This window comes from Variovorax sp. 01N429 (assembly GCF_056399425.1).
Map to the genome: position 1 here is coordinate 1 of NZ_JBFTRG010000188.1, position 397 is coordinate 397.

Genomic DNA, 397 nt, shown 5'->3' on the forward strand with positions numbered 1-397 from the left:
GGTCCCCGGCCTCGGGCCGCTCATCGGCTGGGACGCTCCCGACCGGCTCGCCCGCCTCAACGGCACCGTCGCCGCCGTCGCGCTTGCCGAGGCGGCACCCGGCAGCGTGCCGCAGGTCCGCGCCAACGCGATCCAGGACCCGTCCACGGTCTCCGCTCGCGCACTCGGCGTGGCCGCCGCCACCGTCGGCCTCCCCGACGCCCTGCGCGGCCGGATCATCGCCGGACGGTTCTACGACGCGGGCAATATCGCCCGGCACGACCGGGTCGCCGTCCTCGGCGAAGAAGCCGCCCGGCAACTCGGCATCACCCGCCTCGACGACGCCCCCGCGGTCTTCGTCGGCAGCGAACCCTTTACGGTCATCGGCATCGTCGGCGACTTCCGCCGCGAACAGGCC

Annotated in this window: 1 protein-coding gene; it reads left to right on the forward strand. The window is 75.1% G+C overall.

All coding sequences use genetic code 11. The annotated features are described in order from the left end of the window. On the forward strand, nucleotides 1-397 hold a 397-nt coding region (locus AC1DSF_RS31185), incomplete at both ends, for an ABC transporter permease (protein WP_478184177.1).